At 58.4% G+C, this 17873-nt stretch carries 13 protein-coding genes; 10 read left to right on the top strand and 3 right to left on the bottom strand.

Features of this window, described 5'->3' with window-relative positions; all coding sequences use genetic code 11:
• The first annotated feature begins 123 nt into the window (after window positions 1-123).
• Window positions 124-1236 carry an NADH:flavin oxidoreductase/NADH oxidase gene (locus tag AC1AWD_RS07040; RefSeq protein WP_476565061.1) on the top strand — a complete coding sequence of 371 codons (1113 nt, stop codon included), beginning with the start codon at window positions 124-126 and terminating at the stop codon, window positions 1234-1236.
• Window positions 1237-1355: 119 nt separating this feature from the next.
• Here AC1AWD_RS07040 and AC1AWD_RS07035 read toward each other — a convergent pair whose 3' ends face one another.
• On the bottom strand, window positions 1356-2504 hold the full coding sequence (locus AC1AWD_RS07035) for a quinone-dependent dihydroorotate dehydrogenase (protein WP_476565260.1): 1149 nt from the start codon (window positions 2502-2504) through the stop codon (window positions 1356-1358).
• Between the two features lie 333 nt (window positions 2505-2837).
• On the opposite strand from AC1AWD_RS07035, the gene AC1AWD_RS07030 reads away from it, so the two are divergent.
• The 5 genes from AC1AWD_RS07030 (at window position 2838) to AC1AWD_RS07010 (ending at window position 8326) form a co-directional block, all read left to right on the top strand.
• A complete protein-coding gene (locus AC1AWD_RS07030; protein WP_476565059.1) occupies window positions 2838-3641 on the top strand; it encodes a DeoR/GlpR family DNA-binding transcription regulator in 804 nt (267 codons plus the stop codon).
• Window positions 3642-3649: 8 nt separating this feature from the next.
• Complete coding sequence (gene galT, locus AC1AWD_RS07025; protein ID WP_476565057.1) at window positions 3650-4897, top strand: galactose-1-phosphate uridylyltransferase; 1248 nt, start codon at window positions 3650-3652, stop codon at window positions 4895-4897.
• Window positions 4898-4945: 48 nt separating this feature from the next.
• The gene (gene galK, locus AC1AWD_RS07020) at window positions 4946-6196 is read left to right on the top strand and encodes a galactokinase (protein WP_476565055.1); all 1251 of its coding nucleotides are present in this window, start codon (window positions 4946-4948) and stop codon (window positions 6194-6196) included.
• Between the two features lie 377 nt (window positions 6197-6573).
• Entirely contained in the window at window positions 6574-6846 is a 273-nt protein-coding gene (locus tag AC1AWD_RS07015) for an ACT domain-containing protein (RefSeq protein ID WP_476565053.1), read from the top strand.
• A 115-nt stretch (window positions 6847-6961) separates the two neighbouring features.
• The gene (locus tag AC1AWD_RS07010) at window positions 6962-8326 is read left to right on the top strand and encodes a DUF711 family protein (RefSeq protein ID WP_476565051.1); all 1365 of its coding nucleotides are present in this window, start codon (window positions 6962-6964) and stop codon (window positions 8324-8326) included.
• 139 nt (window positions 8327-8465) lie between these two features.
• On the opposite strand, the gene AC1AWD_RS07005 is transcribed toward AC1AWD_RS07010, so the two are convergent.
• Complete coding sequence (locus tag AC1AWD_RS07005) at window positions 8466-9932, bottom strand: DHA2 family efflux MFS transporter permease subunit (RefSeq protein WP_476565049.1); 1467 nt, start codon at window positions 9930-9932, stop codon at window positions 8466-8468.
• 165 nt (window positions 9933-10097) lie between these two features.
• The gene (locus AC1AWD_RS07000; protein ID WP_476565047.1) at window positions 10098-10772 is read right to left on the bottom strand and encodes a tRNA (cytidine(34)-2'-O)-methyltransferase; all 675 of its coding nucleotides are present in this window, start codon (window positions 10770-10772) and stop codon (window positions 10098-10100) included.
• Between the two features lie 20 nt (window positions 10773-10792).
• Between AC1AWD_RS07000 and AC1AWD_RS06995 the strand changes: the two genes are divergently transcribed.
• The 4 genes from AC1AWD_RS06995 (at window position 10793) to rpoB (ending at window position 17801) form a co-directional block, all read left to right on the top strand.
• Window positions 10793-11680: an HhH-GPD family protein gene (locus AC1AWD_RS06995; protein WP_476565045.1), complete on the top strand. Its 888-nt coding sequence runs from the start codon at window positions 10793-10795 to the stop codon at window positions 11678-11680.
• A gap of 149 nt (window positions 11681-11829) precedes the next feature.
• Window positions 11830-12459 (top strand): hypothetical protein, encoded by a 630-nt coding sequence (locus AC1AWD_RS06990; RefSeq protein ID WP_476565044.1) that lies wholly within the window; start codon window positions 11830-11832, stop codon window positions 12457-12459.
• Between the two features lie 563 nt (window positions 12460-13022).
• Entirely contained in the window at window positions 13023-14009 is a 987-nt protein-coding gene (locus AC1AWD_RS06985) for a DUF559 domain-containing protein (protein WP_476565042.1), read from the top strand.
• A 234-nt stretch (window positions 14010-14243) separates the two neighbouring features.
• The gene (rpoB, locus tag AC1AWD_RS06980; RefSeq protein WP_476565040.1) at window positions 14244-17801 is read left to right on the top strand and encodes a DNA-directed RNA polymerase subunit beta; all 3558 of its coding nucleotides are present in this window, start codon (window positions 14244-14246) and stop codon (window positions 17799-17801) included.
• Window positions 17802-17873 lie beyond the last annotated feature (72 nt).

The raw sequence follows: 17873 nt of genomic DNA, 5'->3' as shown, positions 1-17873 counted from the left end.
GCAAGGTTGTGTGTGAACACTATATGAACGCCCGCCCGGCAAGGCGGGCGTTCTGCGTACAATACAAGCAGTGCGTAAAGCCGCATGATGCGTTCCGCATCACAATCGGAGAAGGACCCGCATATGGATGAAAACAAGGCCGCCAATACTGTTTCTCGTCTGTTCGAACCGTTGATGCTGCACAATGTGACCGTGCGCAACCGCATCTGGTTGCCGCCGATGGATACCTATTCGGCTTTCGCACGAGATGGACGTCCGACCCCGTTTCACTATCAGCATTACGTTTCGCGTGCCGTTGGCGGGTTTGGCTTGATTATCGTTGAATCCACGGCGGTAAGCCCTCAGGGGCGCATATCGCCGTGTGATCTGGGCTTGTGGAACGGCGATCAGATGGATGCATGGCGTTGGATCGTCAACGATGCGAAAGCCGCCGGCGCGACGATGGCCGTACAGTTGAATCATGCCGGGCGAAAAGGGTCCAGTGGATGCTTCTCAATGAACGTTCCTAACAGCCAGAGCGTGCCGGTAGACCAGGGCGGATGGCGGACGGTGGGCCCAAGCGCGAAGCCGTATGGGCATATGGCCATGCCCCACGTGCTATCGGTTGACGAGATTCATCAGATCGTGGCACAATTCCGCGACGCCGCATGGCGTGCCGCAAATATCGGGTTTGACGCGATTGAAATTCACGCCGCACATGGTTACCTGCTCTCGCAGTTCTTGGATCCGCTGGTTAATGAGCGTGAAGACGAATATGGGGGCGGTTTTGAAAACCGCATTCGCATGCTGGTCGAAGTCGTGGACGTCGTGCGTTCAGTGATTCCTGCGGATATGCCTCTGTTCGTGCGCATTTCGGCCACTGATTGGGCTGCGGGCGGTTGGGATTTGGATCAAAGCGTCGACCTGGCATGTGTGCTGAAACATCACGGTGTTGATCTGATGGATGTATCCACCGGCGGCATTGTGCCCGATGTGACGATTCCGGCGAAGCCGAAGTATCAGGTTCCGTTCTCTGAAGAAATTCGCGCGCGTGCCGAAGTTCCGGTTACCGCAGTCGGCCTGATCACCAAGCCCAAGCAGGCCGAGAAAATCGTACGCAAGGGTCAGGCTGATGCCGTGCAAATCGGTCGTGCCGCACTGCGCGATCCATATTGGCCGCTGCGTGCCGCCGACAAACTCGGCGTCGCTGTCGAGGACGCGCCATATCTGCCGCAATATGTGCGCGGCGCATTCTAATCGCGAATCCTCTGCAATTTTCAAAAAGCACATGGCTGGCCATCGATATTGACGGCCAGCCATGTGCTATATGTCATCATGTCGTATATATATGGGACATGCCAGGGCATCGCTCGCCGTCAGGCGTCGATGCCGACGGCTTCGGACACGTGCTCGAAGCCGTCGCGGCGCAGCAAATCAGCCAGACCACGCTTCAACACCGTGATTTGCTGCGGGCCGCGGTACATCAGCGAGCTGATGAACATCACCAAGCTCGAACCGTAACGAATCTTCTCGTACGCCTGCTGCGGCGTGGAGACGCCGCCGATGCCGGCGATCACAAAACGGTCGCCATATTCGCGGTATACACGGCGAATCATCTCATTGCTGGCATGGTACGTCGGGCCGCCTGAAAGGCCACCCTTCCAATCGCGCGGAATATCAAGGCCTGTGCGATCCTTCTGCAGGTTCGCAATGCTCAAGCCCTGCACATTGTGCTCAGCCAACACGTCAAGTAAATCCTTGTATTCCGCCCAGGACTTGTTCAACGGCATCTTCACCAGCGTCGGCTGCGGGCGGTCAATCTTGTCGAGCTTGGTGAACAGGCGGTCCAGTGCGTCCGGGCTCTCGTTGAACGGCTCGCCGGCCATCGTATTCGGGCAGGAAATATTGACCTCCACCATGGCGGTGCGGCCGGCCGCGCGACGCATCGAAATGCAATAATCTTCGATTCCTTCGTCGATGTCGCCGGTCAGATTGTCGTTCGTGCGGGCGATCGACACGGAAATCTGCATGGACTGCGTCTTCGTCCACGCCTGCTCCGCTCGCGCGATCACTTTGTCGGAGCCTTCGTTGGCGAGGCCCACATGCACCATCATCGAATCGTATTCGGGCAGACGATGGAACCAGGGCTTCGGATTGCCGGGGCAAGGGCGGGCTGTGGTGGAGCCGATCGTTTCGAAGCCGAAACCGGCGTTATCAAGCAGAACCGGCATCTCGCAGTTCTTGTCAAGGCCGGCGGAAAGACCGAACGGATTGGCGAAGTCGATGCCCATCACATTCGTTTCAAGAATCGGGTCGGTATAGTCGAGCATTTCACGGCACAGCCACATCAGCGGCGGAATGTTTTTGGCGATGCGGCAGAATTCAATCATCTGGTCATGTGCCTCGTCCGGGCGGTGATTGAACACAAAATTCGGCTTGATGATGTGCTTATACCCAAAGGTGAACAGATCGGTGGTCGCTTTGTTCACGGCGTCGTGCCAAAAATTTTCGCTCACATAATTCATGCTTCCCATTGTCTCACCTCACCCCGGCATACAGAGTCATCCCCGATTATTCCGCACTTGTCATTTCCGTCACATCAAGTGGTGATGTGACATTCTGCGGTGTTTCGGGTTGCCGTTCGTCATATCGGTGCTGTTGCGACGGTTTTGTGGTGTTTCGGGTTGCCGTTTTCGTCATAACAGTACTGATATGACGGTTTGGAGGAGGGGGAGATATTGATGGAATGAGCGATTTTGTGATGATTATTGTTGATGATGTTGCGTACGGTCGGCGTGTTTTGTTGGAAACGCTCAAATCAGTTTTTATTTTGGAATAATGTGTGCGATAATGTTCGAATGATATCGTCACAACGTCAGCATTTGATTTTGAGCAGGCTACGCACACGAGGAGCGGTGCGCATTACCGCTCTATCCAAGGAATTGGGCGTTTCCGCCATGACTATTCGTCGCGATATCGCCGATTTGGCTGATAAAGGCTTGCTGAAACGAGTTCATGGCGGCGCCGTCACGACCAGCACGTTGCTGAGCGAACCGCTGTTCTCTGTAAAGTCGCAGATGGACATCGGTCTCAAGGACGCCATCGCGCAGGAGGCTGTCAAATATGTGGCCCCCGGCGACGTGATCGCCATCGGCGGCGGCACGACCGCATACGTCTTCGCGCAGCATCTGCTCGAATCGCAGCAATCCTCCGGCATCACCATCCTCACCAATTCCATCCCCGTGGCGGAATTGGTGCAAGCGCTCGAATCCAAAGACGTGGAGGTCATCGTCACAGGCGGCGTCATCACCCGATCCAACTCGCTGGTCGGGCCGATCGCTGACAAAGTCGTCGCGTCCCTTCGCGTCAATACCGTCTTCTTGGGCACGCACTCCGTGTCCATTCCCAGAGGCTTCCTCATGCCCAACTCGCTGGAAGCTGCAACCGATATGGCGATGATGGACATCGCCGATCGCACCATAATCTTGACCGATCACACCAAGTGGAGCTGCACGTCGCTGTCGCTGTTTGCACGCTTCGACCAAGTGGATACGGTCATCACCGACGATGGGCTTGACCCCGAATCGGTGGCGGAAACAAGAAATCTGGTCAAGGAACTCGTTCTGGCGCACCAGAGCGAACATATTGAAGAAAGTGAGTGATTCCGACAATGAGTGAATTCGCCAATTACACTCCGGGAACATATGCGAAGGAGCATATCCGCATCACACCGACCACGCTGGCCGATGGACGCGAATTCTTCTATCTCGACGACGATCCGGAGTACGTGTCCGGTGCGAAGACGCGCGAACTGAACGATCCCCGTCAGCTTGCATACCGTTTCGCCAACCAGCTCAACGCCGCCGGTGAAGAAGTGCCGTACGCGGCTCCCGAAATGCGTCGCGATCCGCTCACCGGCGACTGGATTCCGATGGCGACCGCTCGCATGAACCGACCGATCACCGCAGGCCCGGGCGCCACCGCCAAAGGCAACCCGCTGGCCGCACGCAAGCCGGGCGACCCGTACCAGGACGGCGAAGTGCCGGACACCGACTACAACGTCGTCGTCTTCGAAAACCGCTTCCCCTCCATGGTCCGCGTTCCGGGACGCTCCGAAGACGTGGAATACATCAACGGCAACCCGCTGTGGGAAAAGAAGCTCGCCGCCGGCCGCTGTGAAGTCATCTGCTTCGATCCCGACGAGAACGGCCTTCCGGCCGACCTGCCGGTTTCCCGTCTGCGCACCGTCGTCGAGGCTTGGGCGTTCCGTACCGCCGAAATCTCCAAGATGGAAGGCATCGAACAGATCTTCCCGTTCGAAAACCACGGTGCCGAAATCGGCGTCTCCCTCGCACACCCGCATGGCCAGGTCTACTGCTACCCGTTCATCGCGCCGAAGATGGAAACCGAACTGAAGCACACCGAAGCCTACCATGAGAAGACCGGCGGCAACCTGCTCAAGGACATCATGAACGCCGAAATCGAAGCCGAAGAGCGTATCGTCATGCGCAACCACTCTTGGGTCGCCTATGTACCGGCCGCGGCCCGCTGGCCTTTGGAAGTGCATGTCGCCCCGGTGCGCGACGTCCTCACCCTCGATGAGCTGAACGACGACGAACGTTGGGACCTCGCCCAGATGTACTCCACGCTGCTCAAGCGCGGCAACGCCTTCTTCGACACCGGCGACGGCAAGGGCATGGACCTGCCGTACATCGCCGCATGGCATCAGGCACCGATCCACGACAAGCGCCGCGAGAACTACCGTCTCAACCTGCAGTTCTTCTCCTTCCGTCGCGCCGCCAACAAGATCAAGTATCTGGCGGGCTCTGAATCCGGCATGGCCGCATGGATCTCCGACACCACGCCGGAACTCATCGCCAAGCGCTTCCATGAGCTCGGCCCGATCGACATCGCCTAAGCAGTGTCCGAGCCGCGCTGAAATCTCACAACAAAGAAAGATCGTTCTATGAGCACCGTTGAATTCATCAAACCGCTGTCCCACGAAGACGGCGTGCGCATCGCCACGGACCTGTTCCGTGCCGCCTACGGCAAGGAGCCGACCGGCGTGTGGGCCGCCCCTGGCCGCGTCAACCTGATCGGCGAACACACCGACTACAATGCCGGGCTGTGCCTGCCGATCGCACTTCCGCACCGCACCTTCATCGCCCTCGCCCCGCGCGAAGACACCGCCGTGCGCGTCGTCTCCGACGTGGCTCCTGATAAGGTCGCCGAAGCGGACCTCGACGGCCTCCAGGCCGGCGGCGTCGAAGGCTGGGCCGCCTACCCGGTCGGCGTCGCATGGGCAATGCGTGAAGCAGGCTTCGACGCCGTAAAGGGCTTCGACGCCGCCTTCGCCTCCTGCGTGCCGCTCGGATCCGGCCTGAGCTCGTCGGCGGCCATGACCTGCTCCACCGCACTCGCGCTGGACGATGTGTACGGTCTCGGTTACGGCAGCACCGACGCAGGCCGCGTCACCCTGATTGACATGGCCATCCGTTCCGAAAACGACATGGCAGGCGCCTCCACCGGCGGCCTCGACCAGAACGCTTCCATGCGCTGCTCCATGGGCCACGCCATCCGCCTCGACTGCCGACCGGGTCTGAGCGCACTCGAAAGCGTCTCCCCGGAAGCCTTCGACCTCGACAAGTACGGCCTCGAACTGCTCGTACTCGACACCCAGGCTCCGCACCAGCTCAACGATGGCCAGTACGCCAAGCGTCGCGCCACCTGCGAGGAAGCCGCTCGCGTCCTCGGCGTCGACAACCTGCGCGTCACCGCCGAAGAAGTCGCCGCCGCGGCGGATCCGGAAGCAGCGCTCGCCGACGTGCTCGCCAAGCTTGACGATGAGACCATGAAGAAGCGCGTGCGCCACGTCGTCACCGAAATCGCCCGCGTCGACCGTTTCGTCGAAGCCTTCGCCATCGGCGACATCGAAGAGGCCGGACGCCTGTTCAACGCATCGCACGACTCCCTGCGCGACGATTACGAAGTTACGGTCGACGAGCTCGACGTAGCCGTGGACACCGCCCGTGCCAACGGCGCCTACGGCGCCCGCATGACCGGCGGCGGTTTCGGCGGTTCCATCATCGCCCTCGTCAACAAGGGCGAAGGCCATGCCATTGCGCAGAAGATCGCCGACGAATTCGAAGCCCGCGGCTTCAACGCGCCGCGCGCACTGCCGGCCTACGCCGCAGCCGCCGCGTCGCGTGAGGCCTAATGCCTGATCGCATGGCCCTCCCGGTAGCGGCCGCCCAATAGCGGCCCCCAATCCGGGCGGTGGTCTCAATCCGGCAGTGGCCGCCCGTCGACGGCCTCCAATCCGCAGACCCTCATTTCGTCACAACAGTACTGATATGTCGATTCTGCGCAGCTTCGCGCTTTGCCGGCATCACCGCAGCGCCGCACGTCATCACTGCAATGTTCCGTAATATCGCGTAAATCCTGCCGATGAGCCGGCACAACGCCTATACTGGGCACGTGCCGCCCATCGGCAGCTGCCCCCGCGCAATCCCGCCGGTCGGCGCGTCACACAACGGTACAACGGTATAACAGGCGCCCAAACCGTACGGCAGCGCCCAATACATAGGGAGACTCATGAACAAGGCCATCATCACCGTCGTCGGGCAGGATACCGTCGGAATCATCGCACGCGTGTGCACGTATCTTGCCGATCATAAAGTCAACGTTCTTGACATTTCGCAGACCATCATTGACGGATACTTCAACATGATGATGATCGTCGACGTCACTGCCGCCGACAACGAATTCGGCAAACTCGTGGAAGAGCTCGCCGCGCTCGGAGAGGAAATCGGCGTGCGCATCCACTGCCAGCGTGAAGAGATCTTTACGAAGATGCATCGCGTGTGATCACGTGAATTCTCAGCACGATATCCATCACGGTATTTGCTGAAGTATCTGCTGAAGTATTCAACGATGTTTGAATATTCATGACAACATTCACCGCAATAATCAAGGAACACGCATGCTGAACATCATGGAGGTCCACGAGACCAACCGAATGATCGAGCAGGAGAAGCTCGATGTGCGCACGATCACGATGGGCATTTCCCTGCTGGACTGCGCCGACAACAATGTTGACACTGTTTGCAGCAATATTTACAACAAAATCACCACGTACGCCAAGGATCTGGTGTCCACCGGCGAGGCGATCGAACGCGATTACGGCATTCCGATCGTCAACAAACGCATCACGGTAACGCCGATTTCTCTGGTCGGCGCCAGCTCTTGCAAGACGAGCGAGGATTTCGTCAAAATCGCGCACGCGCTCGACCGCGCCGCAAAAACAGTCGGCGTTGACCTGATCGGCGGCTACTCGGCGCTGGTGTCCAAGTCGATGACCCCCGCCGAGGATCTGCTGATCCGCTCGCTGCCGCAGGCATTGAGCGAAACGGAGATCGTCTGCTCGTCGGTGAACGTCGGCTCGACGAAAACCGGCATCGACATGAATTCCGTCGAACTGCTCGGGCATATCATCAAGGACATCGCCGCCCGCACGGCTGACAACGACTCCTACGGATGCGTGAAATTCGTGGCCTTCTGTAACGCCCCGGACGACAATCCGTTCATGGCCGGCGGTTTCCACGGCGTCACCGAAGGCGACGCCGTGATCAACGTCGGCGTTTCCGGTCCGGGCGTCGTCTCCCGCGCGCTCGACGAGGCGAAAGGCAAGGATTTCGAATTCCTGTGCGAAACCATCAAGCGCACCGCGTTCAAGATCACGCGCGTCGGTCAGCTTGTGGCGCAGGAGGCCTCCCGTCGTCTGGGCGTGCCGTTCGGCATCATCGATCTATCCTTGGCGCCGACGCCAGCCGTAGGCGATTCGGTCGGCGAAGTGCTGGAGAAGATCGGCCTCGAACAGGTCGGAGCCCCGGGCACGACGGCCGCGTTGGCCATGCTGAACGATCAGGTGAAGAAGGGCGGCATCATGGCGTCCTCCTATGTGGGCGGCCTGTCCGGCGCGTTCATCCCGGTCTCAGAAGACAAGAACATGATTGATTCAGCCTCTTCCGGCTGCCTGACCATCGAAAAGCTCGAAGCGATGACCTGCGTGTGCTCGGTCGGTCTCGACATGATTGCCATCCCCGGCGACACGACCGCCGCGACGATTTCCGGCATCATCGCCGACGAAGCCGCAATCGGCATGGTCAATCAGAAGACCACCGCCGTGCGTGTGATTCCGGTCGCCGGCAAGGGCGTCGGTGAGATGGCCAATTTCGGTGGTCTGATGGGCTATGCTCCGATCATGCCGGTCAACCAGACCAGCTGCGAGGCGTTCGTGACGCGAGGAGGGCGCATCCCCGCACCAATCCACAGTTTCAAGAACTGACCCCACACCCTTCGCTCCGTCGAACGGCAGCCGGGAACATACCAATATCAGAGGGGCGGCGCGGGAACGATTCCCCGCGCCGCCCCTCTGATCGTTTTCGCCTCCGTCATTCGACGGAGCGGGCGGGCGTCATCGGTGTTCAGCGCCCGTCACGTGGGCATTCCAAACCTTTCGGCTCCTTCATCATGAACGATCCGGCCAGCACCAGCACGATCAGTACCAGTCCGAACACGTATCCATAGCGGGACCCGTTCACAAAACCCTGTGCGGCGTCTCCGGACGCCTGCCCCAAACCAAGCAGACACGTGGCGACGGCAGTGCCGACGGCGCCCACCACCTGTTGCATCGTATTGAGAATCGTGCTGCCGTCCGCGGCCATCTCACGTGGCAGCCCCTTCAACGCGGCCGACTGCGTCGACTGCTGCATCAGCGGAATGCCGACCATAAACACAACATGGGCGGCGATGAAGAACAACGGCGACGAACCGACTCCGATGCACAGGAACATGATGGAACCGATGATGGCCACCACGCCGCCGATGCGTACCAATACGGCCGCGCCATGACGGTCGAACAGACGACCCGCCACAAACGAACACACCGCATTCACGACACCTGCAGGAAGCATCAGCATGCCGGCCAACGTCGAATCCAGGCCAAGACCGCGCTGCAGTTCCTGCGGCACCAGATACATCATCGCCAGCGTGCAGGCGAACGAACACGTCACCATGATCGCAGGCATGCGGAATGACGCAATGCCCAGAGCACGCAGGTCCAGTACAGGATTCGCGACATGCAGCTGACGGTGGGCGTAGAACGCGATCACGACAACGGCAACGACCAGCAGGCCGACCACCAGCGGCGAGAAGCCCATATCGGCGATCATGCTGACGCCGCCGACCAGACAGCCGAATCCGATGACGGACGCCAGCACGGACAATGCGTCCACGGACGGACGAGTCTGTTCGATCGGCGTGACGAAAAACGCGGCCGTGCAGACCAGCGCAACCACGGCAACCACGGCGAACAACACGAAGATGGCACGCCAGGAGAACGCTCCGATCACCATACCGGACAAGGTCGGGCCGATGACCGGAGCGAACATGATGACCAGGCCTGCGACACCATTGGCCGCACCCAGCATATGAGGCGGGAACACCCGCATGATGGCCGCATACATCGTCGGCAATACGATGCCGGTGCCGATGCCTTGGATGATGCGGCCGGCCAGCACCAGCGGGAATACTGGGGCGGCCGCGGACATCACGGAACCGACCAGGAAGCAGGCCAATGCCGTCAGCACAAGGCGCTTGGCCGGAATCCATTTCAGCAGGAGCCCCACGCACGGCAGCACGACGCCGATGGCCAGCATGTAGCCGACGACCATCCACTGGGCGGTGCCGGAAGTGATGGAGAAATCATCCATCAACGCGGGAAGCGCGATGTTCATCGACGTTTCGGACAGCATGCCGAGGAACGCGCCGATATACAGGCCGAGCATCACCTTATGCGGATTCCGGAAGTGGGAAACGGGCGGTGTCTGGGAACGGACGCCGCTTTCGGGGAATGTCTGATTGGACGAATGTGTGGGTGAAGATGCCGTCACTCTGCTCCTGTTCTCTGTCATGCAACAAAAAACCGCACGACCTTGGAAAACGACCTAGGCCATGCGGTTATCAAAACAGGAAATCAACCTAACACGCTTTCTGATTCTTCGTAAGTCGATTCAGCGTGTCGCCTTTGATTGCAAGCGTCTCGCCGCTGCGCGGAACTACTTGCCGCCGGCGAAATTCAGCTGACGCCATGCCTCATAGATGGCGATGGACGCGCAATTCGTCAGATTCAGGCTTCTCAGGCTCGGGCGCATCGGCAGACGCACCTGTTCGGCCACATGCGGGCCGGCCATGATGTCCATGGGATCGGGGATGTCTCCCGGTTCCGGACCGAACAGCAGAATATCGGTCGGCTTGTATTCGATGTCGGTGTACAGCTTCGTCGCATGCGCAGTGAACGCGATGATGCGGGAATCCGGCATCGATTCGACCAGATCATCGAAATTCGGATGCAGTACGACATGCGCCATATCGTGATAATCCAGGCCGGCGCGGCGCAGCTTCGTATCGCGCAGATTGAAGCCCAACGGCTCCACCAAATGCAGGATCGTGCCCGTCACCGCGCACAGGCGGATCGCTGACCCCGTATTGCCTGGAATGCGGGGGGAGTAGTAGCATAGATGAGGCGTCGATGTCTCCGCCTTCGCGGCGTCCTTTGCCGAAAGCATCGCGTCGACCACGGAAATCGGATTGCCGTGTGCATCCGTCACCAATTCGTCCGGCCCGTAGTTCGACTTGCGATAGCCGTATTCAAACATTTTCTCCACGCGGGATTCGGGATTTTCTCCCGCACGTTCGCCCACGGTTGCATCATTCATCTGTTCGTTCGTCATAGCTGCTAAGAATATGAATGATGAACGACACACAAATCATTCACCCGCTGTTCGAATGGTGGCATACCAACGCCCGCGACCTGCCCTGGCGTTTCGGCCGCGCGGACGCATGGGGCGTGCTGGTTTCCGAAGTGATGAGCCAGCAGACGCAGATGAGCCGCGTCGTGCCATACTGGCTTGACTGGATGGAACGCTGGCCTGATGCGGCTTCCTTGGCACAAGCGCCTACTGCGGATGTCATCACCGCGTGGGGGCGGCTCGGCTATCCGCGTCGCGCGTTGCGGCTTCGTGAATGCGCCGCCTGCGTTGCGAACGAATACGATAACAAGCTGCCTCGCACCTATGAGGAGCTCGTTGCCCTTCCCGGCATCGGCGACTATACGGCCAGCGCCGTGCTGAGCTTCGCATTTGGCGAGCGCGTCGCGGTGATTGACACGAATATTCGTCGCGTGCTGTCGCGTGTGTTTCTTGGTAAGGAATCGTTGGGCGGCGCGGCTTCCGCGCTTGAACGTGATTTGACGAAGCGCGTGCTGCCGCCGGGAGACGATTCCGTGACATGGAATCAGTCGGTGATGGAGTTGGGCGCGGTCATTTGCACTGCGAAGTCACCGCTGTGCGAAAGCTGCCCACTGGCTGATTCGTGTGCGTTTCTTGCTGCCGGCCGTCCAGGATTGGGGGAGCGCCGCACTCGTCCGCGCCAACGTTTCCAAGGAACCGACAGACAAGTACGTGGTTTGATTTTGCAGGCGTTGCGCGCGCTTCCGGAAGGCGGCGACCGCGTTTTGACGCGCGACGCAATCGAATCATTGTGGCCTGACCATATTCAATTGGACGCCTGCATCGCCTCATTGGATGAGGATGGCCTGATCGAGATGCTTGATGGCGGCTCTGTACGTCTGCCCGCGTAGTCGATGATCATATTTGATTGTTTTGTTCGTATTAATCGTCTGATTCTGATGATTGCAATCATCATTTCGTTTTCGTCATATCATGATGAAAAGCGGTTTGAAAAAGGCAATTCAATTATGGCATCTGTTACGGCAACGAAATCGGAGGAATGATGGCAGGCGGCGCAACCAGGCGACCTTCGAAACGCAGCAAAAAGCAGCAGACGATATATCGTCGTCGTCGCATTGTCGTGGGTATTGCCGCATTGCTGACACTGTCGTTGACGCTGTTCTGCGTGTACAGCATCGGACGTGGTATCGGTGCGGTTTCGGCGTTGATAATACATGAATCCGTCGCGCTGGATCGTGAAAACGTTTCTGAACCATTGGCTGTCAAGCCAACTGCGGATTGTGATGCCAATTCGGTGAGTTTGTCGCTGTCGGCCGCTTCGCAAAGCGTGGGCGTGGGCGGCTCCTTGGATTTCACCGCGACGATTGTACATGAGGGAGATGCAAGCTGTTTGGTCAACGGCGCAGACGACAACCGTGTGCTGACCATCACATCCGGCAATGAAACGATTTGGCGTTCCGACGTATGCCCGGCCGTCTCTCGTCCGTTGCTGATGGCGAAGGGTGATAAGGACAGCCAGACCATTACATGGAATGCGAATCGCACGGGCAGTGAATGTGTGGATGATTCCGAGCTTCCGCGTGTAGACCGCGGTACATATGTGGCGCAGCTGAGCTTGAAGGATGCGCCGAAGGCGAAAAGCGATTCCGTGACGATTACCGTGGAATGATTTCGGCGCATGTGGCAAGTGGGTTTTTGAAAAACCGGCTACCAAAGCAGACCGTATTGAAGAATGGCTTGTTTGAGAGCGCATCTGACGATTGTGTGTACCTGAACTCGTTATTCGTCTTCAAAACACGAATTTAGAACATTAAGAATGGCGGATTTCCACTATTCTTCCTATGGAAACCACAGCATGTTCGTGGAGTAGCTACACACAATCGTTAGATAGCTTCGTAATTGCGCCATTTTTCTTACTGACAGATTGCCAATAATGGGTTCATAGTGGTTTTCGGAGTTCCGGCGTGCGGTTGGGAACAAGGCGGTGCGCATGGTCTGCTGAATGCGTGGAGTATGCATGATTCCATACGCAGGCTGGATGATGGTTTCGCGTTCAGACTATGCGAATCAGGTGCGTAATGCTGAGAAGTTGAAGTCCTGCGCGGTATCGAGGCAATGAAATGCATCAGGCTGTGTTTGACGCGCAGTGTCGGAATATACGGTGTCTATCCACTTATCCACGGTGCGGGGCTTTTCTGTTGATATAAAATCCCGCTTCGTTATTGTGAAGTAATGGGTACGATACAAGGATTCAACTGGCCGGGACCAGGACGGGAAACGTCGAGATTCTTGGTCGAGAAGGAGGCTTCCGAATGCTATATCGCGGAGTATGAGCGTCTCGTTTTATTGGCTGGGCGGACTTCATTGCCTCTTGTCGCTAGCCACACCTCGGCGTTGCGCATACTTGGTGTGGAATTGCCGCGTCAATATCTTGGTGGTTTTGATGCGAATGAAATCCATCTTTCGGTCGGAACGAGTGACAGGCGATACAAACTCAAGGGAGCTGTCGTTCACAAATGTTCTCCCGAGATGTTGGAATCCTGCTCTCGGGCTGCGTCCGCTGCGTTCGAAGTCGTTTCTCCCGAGTTGGCGCTTGCGCAAATGGCTACGGTGATTCCTTTGCTGGATCTTGTTGTGCTCGGTGACTGCATGATGCGCCGAGGTGTGCAGAAACAAACCACCAAAGATCGGATAAGGGCTTTTTTGAAAGCATATCCGGGGTTTGGCGGTCATAAGCGTTTGGCCAAAGCCGTTTTTTTGATGAGGGAGGATACGGATTCGTCGTTTGAAACGAGACAGCGTATTGCTTTGGCTTGCCGCGGTCTGGGGTCCGCGCAGGTGAATGTTGAAATAGCTTCGGATCGCGAGTCTCCGTGGGTGGTTGATATGGCTTATCCGGAGTTGATGACCATTGTGGAATATGATGGCCGTTTCCATATGACCGATGCGAATCAGGGGGAGCGGGATAAAGAGAAACGAGGATGGCTTCGGTCCCGGGGATGGGAGGTTTTGGAAGTCACGAATGCGAGGCTGTCCACATCGGAGAACCGTGATTTACTCGCGTTGGATGTGGCGAAATCGTTTTCCAAGGCGTTGGATGTTCCCGTTCGCCCGTTGGCTTGCAAGCCGATCGAGTATTTGACCGATAGAAGACGCATATATCGTGCTGCAGGCCTGGAGTCCATGCAGTTGACGCACTATTTCGTCAATAGGGATTAGGCTGAAGGATTGATTGTTTCGATCTTTGCAAAGCAGTTCGCGGAATGCGATTTGGAGGCGTTGAATTCGGGAGTGTCGAATATCCCTAGGCCTTGATATTCTTATATTTTGCGTATATGCATGTCATATGGCGGGCATGCTGACAATGAAGAAGCGCCCGCGTACAGGCATATGGTGGCCGTTGAAGGCGCTTCCGGGGAATCGAACGATTTAGCGAGCGATAAGGAACGTCCATTGGCTGAGGCTACGACGAACACCACCACCATCATCGCACGCGCCGACCAGCATGATATCGACATGCGCAAGGCGTCGGACCGTGTGAACTTCGGCTCCATCCGTGAGCCTATCGATGTGCCCTATCTGTTGGGTGTGCAGACCGACAGCTTTGATTGGCTGATTGGCAACGAACGCTGGAAGAAGCGCGTTGAAGAGGATTTGGAGAACGGCACCAACACCGTGCCGCACACCTCCGGCTTGGATGAGGTCTTCCAGGAGATCTCTCCGATCGAGAACTTCGCGCAGACCATGAGCCTGACTTTCTCGGATCCGTATTTCGAGGAGCCGCGTCATACCGTGCAGGAATGCAAGGAAAAGGATTACACCTATTCCGCACCACTGTACGTGAATGCTGAATTTGAGAACGGCGATACCGGTGAGATTAAGTCCCAGACCGTGTTCATGGGCGACTTCCCGCTGCAGACCCCGCACGGCACCTTCATCATCGGCGGCACCGAGCGAGTTATCGTTTCTCAGCTTGTGCGCTCTCCGGGCGTTTACTTCGACCGTACACAGGACCGTACTTCCGACAAGGAAGTCTTCGGTGCGAAGATCATCCCGAGCCGTGGCGCATGGCTGGAATTCGAAATCGACAAGCGTGACGTGCTCGGTGTGCGTGTGGACCGTAAGCGCAAGCAGTCCGCCATCGTGTTCCTCATGGCCATCGGCATGACCAAGCAGGAGATCGCCGAGGCGTTCAAGGGCTATCCGCTGGTGCTTGATGCCTTGGCCAAGGAAACGATCGAGACCCAGGAAGAGGCTCTGACCGATCTGTACCGTAAGATCCGTCCGGCCGACACCGCGACCCCGGAAGCGGGCCGCAACCTGCTCGACTCCTTCTACTTCAACACCAAGCGTTACGATCTGGCTCGCGTCGGTCGCTACAAGATCAACCGTAAGCTTGGTCTCGAAAGCGATATCAACGACCGCAGCCTGACTCGTGAAGACATCATCTCCACGATCAAGTATCTGGTTACGCTGCATGCCGGCGACGCCACCTTCCCGGGCAAGCGTAACGGCCAGGACGTCGACCTGCGTGTGGACGTGGATGATATCGATCACTTCGGCAACCGTCGCATCCGCCAGGTTGGCGAGCTGATCCAGAACCAGCTGCGCACCGGCCTGAGCCGTATGGAACGCGTCGTGCGCGAACGCATGACCACCCAGGACGCTGAGGCCATCACTCCGCAGTCTTTGATCAACATTCGTCCGGTGAACGCCACCATCAAGGAGTTCTTCGGTACCTCCCAGCTGAGCCAGTTCATGGATCAGAACAACCCGCTCGCCGGCGTGACGAACAAGCGTCGTCTCTCCGCTCTGGGCCCGGGCGGTCTGAGCCGTGACCGTGCTTCCATGGAAGTGCGAGACGTGCACCCGTCCCACTTCGGCCGCATGTGCCCGATCGAATCCCCTGAAGGCCCTAACATCGGTCTGATCGGTTCTCTGGCAACCTTCGGCCGCATCAACCCGTTCGGCTTCATCGAAACGCCGTACCGTAAGGTTGTCGACGGTCATGTCACCGACGAAGTCGTGTACATGACCGCAGACCAGGACGCCGAACACGTGATCGCCCAGGCCAACCAGAACCTGGACGACAACGGCAACTTCGTTGATTCTCAGGCACTGGCCCGAGTCGGCGAAGAAGAGGCAGTCGATGTGCCGGTCAGCTCTGTGGACTACATGGACGTCTCCCCGCGCCAGATGGTGTCGGTCGGCGCTTCCCTGATTCCGTTCCTGGAACACGACGAAGGCCACCGCGCACTGATGGGTACCAACATGCAGCGTCAGGCCGTTCCGCTGATCAAGTCGGAACGCCCGCTTGTCGGTACCGGTGCCGAATGGCGTGCCGCCGTCGACTCCGGCGACGTGATTCTCGCCGAAAAGCCTGGCGTCGTGACCTACGTCTCCGCCGACATGATCCGTGTGATGAACGACGACGGAACCACCTCCAGCTACAAGCTGGCCAAATTCCAACGTTCCAACCAGACCACCTGCTACAACCAGGTTCCGCTGATCAAGGACGGCGAACGTGTTGAAGCCGGTACTGTGCTGGCTGATGGTCCGGCCACCGATCAGGGTGAAATGGCACTGGGCAAGAACCTGCTCGTCGCCTTCATGCCTTGGAACGGCTACAACTACGAAGACGCTATCATCATCTCCCAGCGTATCGTCCAGGACGATACGCTCTCCTCGATCCACATCGAAGAGTATGAGATCGATGCCCGTGAAACCAAGCTGGGCGCCGAAGAAATCACCCGCGACCTGCCGAACGTCGGCGAGGACGCGGTGGCCAACCTCGACGAGCGCGGCATCATCCGTATCGGCGCTGAAGTCGAAGCCGGCGACATCCTGGTCGGTAAGGTCACCCCGAAGGGCGAAACCGAACTGACTCCGGAAGAGCGCCTGCTGCGCGCCATCTTCGGCGAGAAGAGCCGCGAGGTTCGCGACACTTCGCTGCGTGTGCCTCACGGCGAGACCGGTACCGTCATCGCGGTGAAGGAAACCACCCGTGAAGACGCCGAAGAAGACGGCGACGAGCTGCCGAATGGCGTCAACCAGATGATTCGCGTCTACATCGCCCAGCATCGTAAGATCACCCAAGGCGATAAGCTCGCAGGTCGTCACGGCAACAAGGGTGTTATCTCCCGCATTCTGCCGGAAGAAGACATGCCGTTCCTCGCGGATGGCACTCCGGTCGACATCATGTTGAACCCGCTGGGCGTGCCTTCTCGAATGAACCTCGGTCAGGTGCTCGACATGCACTTGGGTTGGGTCGCTCACGCCGGATGGGACATCTCCCTCGATCCGGATCTGGAAGCCGCTTGGAAGAAGTACGTGCCGCAGGGCGCGGAAAAGGGCGCTCCGGGCACCCCGGTCGCGACCCCGGTGTTCGACGGTGTCCGTCAGGATACGCTGAAGGGCCTGCTGTCCACCACGCTGGCTGACCGCGATGGCAACAAGCTCGTCGGTTCCGACGGCAAGGCGGAACTGTTCGACGGTCGTACCGGCGAATCGTTCGGCAAGATCTCCGTTGGCTACATGTATATGCTGAAGCTGCATCACTTGGTCGACGATAAGATCCACGCACGTTCCACCGGTCCGTACTCCATGATTACCCAGCAGCCGTTGGGCGGCAAGGCTCAATTCGGTGGCCAGCGCTTCGGCGAAATGGAAGTGTGGGCCCTCGAGGCCTATGGCGCCGCATACACGCTGCATGAAATGATGACCACCAAGTCCGATGACGTCGACGGCCGCGTGCGCGTCTACGGCGCCATCGTCAAGGGCGATAACCTGCCGCCGGCAGGCATCCCCGAATCGTTCAAGGTTCTGCTCAAGGAAATGCAGTCCCTGTCCCTGAACGTCGAAGTGCTGAACGCCGAAGGCGTGGCCATCGACATGAAGGACGAAGACGACGATCCGGCCGGAGCCTCCGACGATCTGGGCTTCAACATCGGAGCCCGCCCGGATTCGGCCGCCAAGGCCGACCAGGCCATGGAGATGCCCGAGTTCCAGTGACCGATGGCCGTACGGAAGAGGCGGCATTCAGATGCAGGCAAGGAAAGTCCGCTGAATGCCGCACTCGGACGG

The organism is Bifidobacterium sp. LH_512 (genome assembly GCF_056356435.1).
The sequence above is the reverse complement of the archived record's forward strand: the minus strand, read 5'-3'. Positions and strand labels throughout refer to the sequence as shown.